The sequence below is a fragment of the Synechococcus sp. BA-120 BA3 genome (assembly GCF_034931285.1).
Taxonomy (GTDB): domain Bacteria; phylum Cyanobacteriota; class Cyanobacteriia; order PCC-6307; family Cyanobiaceae; genus Cyanobium.
This window is the reverse complement of sequence record NZ_JAYGHZ010000307.1, coordinates 1-8257: the sequence shown is the minus strand read 5'-3', so window position 1 is coordinate 8257 and position 8257 is coordinate 1. Positions and strand designations below refer to the sequence as shown.

Sequence of the window (8257 nt, the reverse complement as noted above, 5' to 3'; positions counted from 1 at the left end):
GGCGATGAGCGGCTCGGGGCCGAGCCTGTTCGCGCTTCATGCGGATCTGGCCACGGCCGAGGCGGCCCGGGCCGCCCTGGCGGAGCCGCTGGCGGCGCTGGGCTTCGCCGCCTGGTCCTGCCGTTGCGGCGGATCCGGTGTCAGCCTGGTGACGGATGGATCCGCGCCATGACCGACGAACGCCCCGCCCCGCCACCGCGCAAGGGACCCCTCAGCTTCCTGTCCGGCGCCCTCACCAGCGGTCTGCTGGCCTGGCTGAGCCTGGGGGTGAGCCAGCGGGTGGTGGGCTGGTACGTGACCCATCCGCCCCACTTCGACTCAGCCTTCGCCCAGAGCATCGCCACCGCCATGAAGACCCTGATGGTGGGGATGTGCTTCCTGGCCACCTTCACCTTCGCCTTCATCGGCCTGGGGCTGTTCCTGGTGTTCATCCGCAGCCTTTGGCCGGCCGAGGCCGAATCCCCTTCCTAAGCTCCTGCCCAGCCGCCCCTCCCCCCGATGACACCCCACGACCTGGGTCTGCTGGTGGTCCTGCTGCTGCCGGGCATGCTCCTGTCGGTGCTGCTGCTCAGCACCTTCGCCGCCGGCGGCTGAGATAGGTTGGCCGCGCACAGGCCCCTGCTCCGTGGCTGAAACTCTTCTGTTCAACGCCCTGCGCGAAGCCATCGACGAGGAGATGGCCCGCGACCCCCATGTCTGTGTCATGGGAGAGGACGTGGGCCATTACGGCGGCTCCTACAAGGTCACCAAGGACCTCTGCGAGAAGTACGGCGAACTGCGGGTGCTGGACACCCCCATCGCCGAGAACAGCTTCACCGGCATGGCCGTCGGTGCCGCCATGACCGGCCTGCGGCCGATCGTGGAAGGCATGAACATGGGCTTTCTGCTGCTCGCCTTCAACCAGATCTCCAACAACATGGGGATGCTGCGTTACACCAGCGGCGGCAACTACACGATCCCGGCGGTGGTGCGCGGACCCGGCGGCGTCGGCCGCCAGCTCGGTGCCGAGCACAGCCAGCGCCTCGAGGCCTACTTCCATGCCGTGCCCGGCATCAAGATCGTGGCGGTGAGCACCCCCACCAATGCCAAGGGCCTGATGAAGGCCGCCATCCGCGACAACAATCCGGTGCTCTTCTTCGAGCACGTTCTTCTCTACAACCTCAGCGAGGAGATCCCTGAGGGCGACTACATCTGTGCCCTCGACCAGGCCGAGGTCGTCCGCGAAGGCAAGGACGTCACGATGCTCACCTATTCGCGCATGCGCCACCACTGCCTCAAGGCGGTGGAGCAGCTGGAGGCCGAGGGGGTGGATGTGGAACTGATCGACCTGATCAGCCTCAAGCCCTTCGACATGGAGACCATCGCCCGCTCGATCCGCAAGACCCACCGGGTGGTGGTGGTGGAGGAGTGCATGAAGACCGGCGGCATCGGCGCCGAACTGATCGCCCTGATCACCGAGCACTGCTTCGACGACCTCGATGCCAGGCCAGTGCGCCTTTCCTCCCAGGACATCCCCACCCCCTACAACGGCAATCTGGAGAACCTCACGATCATTCAGCCCCACCAGATCGTTGCCGCGGCGCACGATCTGAAGGCAGGTCGACGCTGAGATGGGACGCCAACAGGGCTGGTTCGCCCTCATCCTCGCCCTCACCATCGCCTCCGGGGCCCTGCTGGCCAACTACGGCCTGCAGCTCGGCCTCGATCTCCGCGGCGGCAGCCAGCTCACCCTCCAGGTGATGCCCGCCGGCGCCATCACCCGGGTGGATGCCGAGCAACTGGAGGCCGTCAAGGACGTGCTGGAGCGCCGCATCAACGGCCTGGGCGTGGCCGAATCCACCCTCCAGTCCGTGGGCAGCGACCAATTGGTGCTGCAGCTTCCGGGCGAACAGGATCCCAGCCAGGCGGCCCGGGTGCTCGGCAGCACGGCCCTGCTCGAGTTCCGCGCCCAGAAGCCCGGCACCGAGGAGGAGATGCGCGGCCTGCTGGGCCTCAAGCGCCAGGCCGAGTCGGTGCTGCGGGCCCGGCGTCCCCCCTCCGCCCTCGACGACCCCTCGGCAACGCCGCCGCCGGCCTCGCTCTCACCGGAGGATCTGACCAAGGCGCTCACCTCCCTCGGGATCCAGGTTCCCGCCGGCAGCAGCGAGGTCGACCAGCTCGAACGGCTGTTGCGGGAGACCAACCGCCGCATCCTCGCCCTCTACGGGCCCCCGCTGATCACCGGCAAGGACCTCACCAGCGCCGGCCGCCAGCAGCAGGCCACCGGAACCGGCTGGGAGGTGACCCTGGGCTTCAACCGTGAAGGGGGCGAGAAGTTCGCCGCCCTCACCCAGTCCATCGCCGGCACCAACCGGGTGCTCGGCATCGTCCTCGATGGCCGCTCGATCAGCGAGGCCAGCGTCGGCGAGCAGTTCAAGGTGGCCGGCATCACCGGCGGCTCCGCGTCGATCACCGGCAACTTCAGCGCCGAGGAGGCCCGCGACCTGGAGGTCCAGCTGCGGGGAGGCTCCCTGCCCCTGCCGGTGAAGATCGTCGAGGTGCGCACCGTCGGTCCGTCACTGGGGGCTGAGAACATCCGCTCCAGCCTGGTGGCGGGCCTCTCGGGTCTGGCCCTGGTGGCGGTGTTCATGGCGGTCGTCTACCGGCTGCCCGGGATGGTGGCGGTGGTGGCTCTGAGCCTCTATGCCCTGTTCAACCTGGCGATCTACGCCCTGTTGCCGGTCACCCTCACCCTTCCCGGCATCGCCGGCTTCATCCTCTCGGTGGGCATCGCCGTCGATGCCAACGTGCTGATCTTCGAGCGGATCAAGGAGGAGCTGCGCAGCGGCAACACCCTGATCCGCTCCATCGACACGGGCTTCTCCCTGGCCTTCTCCTCGATCGTTGACGGCCACGTCACCGGTCTGATCAGCTGCGCCGCCCTGTTCTTCCTGGGCACCGGCCTGGTCAAGGGCTTCGCCGTCACCCTGGCGATCGGCCTGCTGCTCAGCCTGTTCACCGCCCTCACCTGCACCCGCACCCTGCTGCGCCTGCTGATGAGCTACCCGGCCCTGCGGCGCCCCACCTACTTCCTCCCCGCCCGCCAGCTGCCCCCCGTCCGCTCCGGCGCCGCTCCGGCGGGGGCGGCCTGAATGCCTGCCATGACCTCCGTCCCCTCCCCCCGCTTCCGCATCAACCGCCATCGGCGGCTGGCCTGGCTGGGCTCGGGGCTGGCCTGCGGCCTCAGCCTGCTGGGGCTGGCCCTCTGCTGGCTCAACCCGGCCATCCATGCGCCCCTGCGACCCGGCCTCGATTTCACCGGCGGCACCCAGGTGCAGGTGGAGCGGGACTGCGCCCCCTGCAAGCCCGTCACCCCCGCCGAGGTGCGCCAGGGCCTCAACCGCCTCACCCTGCCCGCCCCGGAAGGGGAGCGCCCCCCCAGCCTGGGCAGTGCTTCGGTTCAGGTGCTCGATGGCGGCCGCTCCCTGCTGCTGCGCCTGCCTGCCCTCGAGGCGGAGCAGAGCACGGCGCTGGTGCATGACCTGGCCAGCCGGTTCGGCCCGCTGCGCTCCAGCGGCACCTCAGTGAACACGATCGGCCCCACTCTGGGCTCGCGGCTGCTGCGGGGCAGCCTGATTTCCCTGCTGGTCAGCTTCGTGGGAATCTCCGTGTTCATCTCCTTCCGCTACAGCGGCATCTTCGCTGTGCTGGCCCTGCTGTGCCTGGCCCACGACGTGCTGATCACCTGCGGGCTGTTCGCCTGGCTCGGGCTGCTCCAGGGCATCGAGGTGGATTCCCTGTTCGCCGTCTCCCTGATCACGATCGCCGGCTACTCGGTCAACGACACGGTCGTGGTCTACGACCGGATCCGGGAGCAGCGCCGCACCCTGGTGGACCTCCCCCTCAGCGATCAGGTGGATGTGGCCGTGGATGCCACCCTCACCCGCTCCCTCTACACCTCCCTGACCACCCTGCTGCCCCTGGTGGCCCTGATCTTCTTCGGCGGCAGCACCCTGTTCTGGTTCGCGGTGGCGCTCACGGTGGGCATCGCCGTCGGCAGCTGGTCGAGCATCGGCCTGGCCCCCACCCTGCTGCCGGTGTTCTCGAAGCGATGAGGGGCTCCGACCGCAGCGAGCCGAACCGGCGTGGCGGCTGGCCCCTGCTGCCGCTGGTGCTGCTGGTGCTGGCCCTGATTGATCTGCGGGTGGAACTGATCCTGCTCTGGGATCACCTCACCCTGACCTCCTTCACCGCCGCCGTCCGGTCCCATCTTCTGGCCGTCACGGTGCTGGTGGCCCAGCCCTCCCTCTGGCACCACTACCGCCGGGCCCGCGGCTGAGGAGGCCGGGCCCCGCCCCCGCCCCCCGGCCGGGCCCAGTTCAGGACGGATGCCGGGATCAGGTCAGATCCCAGCGGTCCATCACGTCCCGGACGAGCACCTCCTCGCAGGCCACCTGCAGCACCACCACCAGCGGCAGGGCCAGCAGCAGGCCGGGCAGCCCCAGCAGGGCCCCCAGGCTCAGCTGGGCCATCAGCGCCACCGTGGGCAGCAGGTTGACGGTGCGGCTCAGCAGCAGCGGGGTGAGCAGGAAAGCTTCGCCGTTCTGGAGCAGCAGTCGCAGCACCAGCACCTGGACCACCTTGGCCGGTGAGATCAGCAGGGCGACCGCCAGCGGCAGCAGGGTGGCGGCGGTGGGGCCGATGGTGGGCACGAAGGTGAGCAGGCCGCAGACCAGGCCGCTGAGCAGGGCCAGCGGCACCTGCAGCAGGGCCAGGCCCGCCCAGGTGGTGATGAACACCACCGTGCCCGAGATGGTCATGCCCGCCAGCCAGCCTCCGAGGGCCTCGCGGCATTCCGCCAGCAGCTGTTGCATGCGGGGGCGGTAGAAGCGCGGCGTGGCGGCGATCAGCAGCCGCTGATGGCTGGCCGGATCGAGCGCCATCAGGATCGCCAGCAGCAGCATCAGCAGCATCTGGATGGTGCTGTTGGCCGCACCCCCGGCCACCCCCAGCAGCTGGCCGCCCAGCGGTTGCAGCCGGTCCCAGAGCGTCCCGTCGGCCAGTTGCCGCTCCAGGTCGCGCAGCAGGGGGGTCTTGGGGACCACATCCCCGAGTCGATTCAGCAGTTCGGGCACCAACTGGCTGAACTGGCGGATCTGGTCGATCAGTTCCGGCAGCAGCAGATTGGCGAGCACCCAGCCGATCACCAGCAGGACCAGCAGCACCAGCGACAGGGCCGCCCCCCGGTTCAGCGGGGTGAGCCGGCGCAGCAGGCTGGTGGGCACATCGAGGGCCACCGCCAGCACCACGGCGCCGAAGAGGATCAGCAGCACCCAGCGCAGTTCCCAGAGCAGCAGGAACAGCGCCACCAGGGCCAGGGCCCCGAGCAGGGTGCGTGCCTTCATGTCTGCCGCCGTTCCCGCTTCCAGGGATCGAGGATGTCATGGATCAGCACATCCCGCAGCAGCACCTGGAGGCACACCGCCAGGGGCAGGGCGAGCAGCAGGCCGAGGGGGCCGAACAGCAGGGTGAACAGCAGCTGGGCGGTGAGGGTCAGGCCGGGCAGCAGCTGCAGCTGGTGGTGCATCACCGAGGGGGTGATGACGTAGCTCTCGAGGTTCTGGATGATCACGTAGGTCACCAGGACGGCCAGGGCCTTCCAGGGGGCATCCAGCAGCGCCACCGACATCGGAAAGACCGTGCTCAGGGTGGGGCCCACGTTGGGGATGATGTTGAGCAGTCCCGCCAGCAGGGCGTTGGCCGCCACCAGCTTCACCCCCAGCACGGACAGGCCGATGGCCGCCAGCAGGCCGACGCAGACGGAGCTGATCAGCACCCCCACCATCCAGCTGCTCAGGGCGGTGCCGCAGGCCACCAGCACCTGCCGCAGCCGCCGCCGGTAGAAGGAGGGCGCCAGCAGCAGCAGGGCCTCCCGGTAGCCGGTGGGCTGGGCGGCCACCATCAGGGAGACGGCCACGACGAAGAGGGTCTGGAGCAGACCGGCGCCGAGGTTCCCCGCCACTCCCACCAGGCCGATCGCACCACCACCGAGCCGGCCCAGCAGGTCGGGAGGCAGGGAGGTGGGCACGGACAGGGTCGATTTCAGCCAGTCCAGGCTGCCGTCCCGGCGGCCGTACACCATCTGGGACGCCCCCTCGAGCGCCTGGCGCAGCAGCTTCAGCAGCTCGGCCCAGGCCTGCGGCACCTGCAGAACCAGTTCGCGGAACTCGGCGATGAAGGGCGGAATCACCACCGTGGCGACCACCAGCACCACCAACGTCACCAGCAGCAGGGCCAGCAGCAGGGCGATGGGCCGTGCGACGCCGATCCGCTCCCGGATGGCGCCCACCAGGGTGCAGAGGGCCATGGCGAGCACCACGGCGGCGAACAGCAGGATCAGGGCGTCACGCAGGCTCCACAGGAGAACCAGCGCCGCCAGCAGGGCGATCAGCCCCAGCCACTGGCCGAATTTCAAACCTCCTCCTGAGCCTCCTCGGCCGGCTCGTCGCCCTGGCCGGCGAAGCCGAGGCCGTGGCCGTCGGCGTAACGCTGGGCGAAGCGCATGAAGCGCTCGAAGTCGGCGGTGCTTTTCCAGGTGTAGGTGGCTTCCAGGGCGCTGGCCTTGCCGTTGACGAAGCGGGCCTTCACCTCACGGGTCACCATCTCGCCTTCCTCATCGAGCATGAACATGCCGGTGATGTCACCCACCGACTGGGGGGCCAGGGCTTCGGGCTCCTCGAACACGAAGGTGGCCTGGCCGGTGCGGCCATCCCGGGATCGGGTCAGGCGGATGTCCGGCACGACCGTCTCGTCCACCCCGCGGAAGAACTGAATGGCGGCGGCCATGGCACTCGCTCAAAAGGTGACTTTAGGCAGAGCCTGTCCCGGCTCTTTGCAGGGCTTCATGGCCCGACCCCGGGCCCCAGGCCTGTGCCCATCGGTCCTGACATAGTGGGACCCACCCTGCTGCCTTTCCGGCCGGTCGTCTCCCCCATGCTCTCCGGTCCTCCGGTTTCCAGCACCGTCGATGCCGATCAGCTGCTGGAGCGTTTCCTCACGGGCTCGGCCCGTCAGCGCCGCAGCCTGCTGACCAGCCTCGGCCAGGCCGGCTCGGCCCTGCTGGATCGGATCCCGGACCGCCTCGACCGCCTCGACGCCACCGGAGACGACTGGGCCGCCGGCCACCTGATTCAGCTGCTGCTGGCCTCCGGAGACACCGCCCGCCAGGAGGCCCTGCTGGCCCGCCATCCGCAGGGTTGGCTCGCCGTCACCAGCGTCGCCGGGCTTGACTACGCACCGCTGCAGCTCCACCTGATGCGGCAGGCCTTCGAGGAGGCCGACCGACTCACCAGTGAGCACCTGCGTCAGCTGGCCGGCGAGGGAGCCATGCGCCGCGGCTACGTCTATTACAGCGAGGTGGCGACCATGCCCGCCACGGATCTGACCAGCCTCGACCGCCTCTGGACCTGCTACTCCCAGGGGCGCTTCGGCTTCTCGGCCCAGGCCCGGCTGCTGCTGGCCTGCCAGGGCCAATGGGAGCGCCTCTGGCCCCGGCTGGGCTGGAAGGCCGACGGCACCTGGACCCGTTACCCCGGCGCCTTCCAGTGGTCGATCGACGCCCCCGAGGGCCACATGCCCCTGATCAACCAGCTCCGGGGCGTGCGCCTCATGGATGCCCTTCTGCAACATCCCGCCATCCAGGCGCGTCTGGGGGAGGCAGCGGCGGGGCGCCCGCGTTAGGTTCCGGTGAGGCGAATGGGAATTCCTGCTTCATGCAGCTCCGCTGGGCCGACTACATCACCCCCTCCACCCTGCAGCTGGCCCCGCTGGTGGAGTTGCTCCTCGAACCCATCGGCTGCGCCCTGCGCCAGGCGGAGCTTCAGCTCGGTCTCCAGGAGGCCCTGGTCAACGCTGTGCGCCATGGCAACGGCTGCGATCCGGGCAAGTGCCTGAGGATCCGGCGGATTGTCACGCCGCGCTGGGTGGTCTGGCAGGTGCAGGACGAAGGCCCCGGCCTTCCCGTCCATGCCCGTCACGCCTGCCTGCCCTGCCAGGAGGATGCCCCCTCCGGTCGGGGCCTGTTTCTCATCCATCACTGTTTCGACGACGTGCGCTGGAGTGGTCGCGGCAACCGTCTGCAGCTGGCGGCCCGGCGGGCGGCGGTCAGCGCCCGTGGGCAGGACAGCCCGGATCGCTGATCTCGGCCTTGAGCCAGGCCTGGGCGTTCTCCAGCAGGGCGATGGCGCGCAGGCGGCCGTCGCTGGGCGCGGTGGCGCCG

11 protein-coding genes are annotated in these 8257 nt (G+C 69.6%); 8 read left to right on the top strand and 3 right to left on the bottom strand.

Going from position 1 to position 8257, the window contains the following annotated elements:
• Window positions 1-4: 4 nt before the first annotated feature.
• The 6 genes from VB737_RS12720 (at window position 5) to VB737_RS12695 (ending at window position 4318) form a co-directional block, all read left to right on the top strand.
• Window positions 5-172: a hypothetical protein gene (locus tag VB737_RS12720; protein ID WP_500313460.1), complete on the top strand. Its 168-nt coding sequence runs from the start codon at window positions 5-7 to the stop codon at window positions 170-172.
• Window positions 169-471 (top strand): DUF3082 domain-containing protein, encoded by a 303-nt coding sequence (locus VB737_RS12715; protein ID WP_094584495.1) that lies wholly within the window; start codon window positions 169-171, stop codon window positions 469-471. Before VB737_RS12720 ends, VB737_RS12715 begins: the two co-directional genes overlap by 4 nt.
• A 154-nt stretch (window positions 472-625) precedes the next feature.
• Window positions 626-1609, top strand: coding sequence for a pyruvate dehydrogenase complex E1 component subunit beta (locus tag VB737_RS12710; RefSeq protein WP_500313458.1), 984 nt, complete (start codon window positions 626-628; stop codon window positions 1607-1609).
• 1 nt (window position 1610) lies between these two features.
• The gene (gene secD / locus VB737_RS12705) at window positions 1611-3131 is read left to right on the top strand and encodes a protein translocase subunit SecD (protein WP_500313456.1); all 1521 of its coding nucleotides are present in this window, start codon (window positions 1611-1613) and stop codon (window positions 3129-3131) included.
• 9 nt (window positions 3132-3140) lie between these two features.
• The gene (gene secF / locus VB737_RS12700; protein ID WP_500313455.1) at window positions 3141-4094 is read left to right on the top strand and encodes a protein translocase subunit SecF; all 954 of its coding nucleotides are present in this window, start codon (window positions 3141-3143) and stop codon (window positions 4092-4094) included.
• The gene (locus VB737_RS12695) at window positions 4091-4318 is read left to right on the top strand and encodes a hypothetical protein (RefSeq protein WP_500313453.1); all 228 of its coding nucleotides are present in this window, start codon (window positions 4091-4093) and stop codon (window positions 4316-4318) included. The genes secF and VB737_RS12695 overlap by 4 nt, the downstream gene beginning before the upstream one ends.
• A 58-nt stretch (window positions 4319-4376) precedes the next feature.
• Here VB737_RS12695 and VB737_RS12690 read toward each other — a convergent pair whose 3' ends face one another.
• Genes VB737_RS12690 through psb28 form a run of 3 tightly spaced genes read right to left on the bottom strand, consistent with a single transcriptional unit; the run spans window position 4377 to window position 6825 of the window.
• Entirely contained in the window at window positions 4377-5384 is a 1008-nt protein-coding gene (locus VB737_RS12690; RefSeq protein WP_500313451.1) for an AI-2E family transporter, read from the bottom strand.
• On the bottom strand, window positions 5381-6454 hold the full coding sequence (locus VB737_RS12685) for an AI-2E family transporter (RefSeq protein ID WP_500313449.1): 1074 nt from the start codon (window positions 6452-6454) through the stop codon (window positions 5381-5383). Before VB737_RS12685 ends, VB737_RS12690 begins: the two co-directional genes overlap by 4 nt.
• On the bottom strand, window positions 6451-6825 hold the full coding sequence (gene psb28 / locus VB737_RS12680) for a photosystem II reaction center protein Psb28 (RefSeq protein ID WP_015108118.1): 375 nt from the start codon (window positions 6823-6825) through the stop codon (window positions 6451-6453). Before psb28 ends, VB737_RS12685 begins: the two co-directional genes overlap by 4 nt.
• 147 nt (window positions 6826-6972) lie before the next feature.
• Between psb28 and VB737_RS12675 the strand changes: the two genes are divergently transcribed.
• Together VB737_RS12675 and VB737_RS12670 are read left to right on the top strand one after the other, a co-directional pair.
• On the top strand, window positions 6973-7719 hold the full coding sequence (locus VB737_RS12675; protein WP_500313447.1) for a GUN4 domain-containing protein: 747 nt from the start codon (window positions 6973-6975) through the stop codon (window positions 7717-7719).
• Window positions 7720-7751: 32 nt separating this feature from the next.
• Window positions 7752-8177, top strand: coding sequence for an ATP-binding protein (locus VB737_RS12670; protein ID WP_500313446.1), 426 nt, complete (start codon window positions 7752-7754; stop codon window positions 8175-8177).
• Window positions 8178-8257 lie beyond the last annotated feature (80 nt).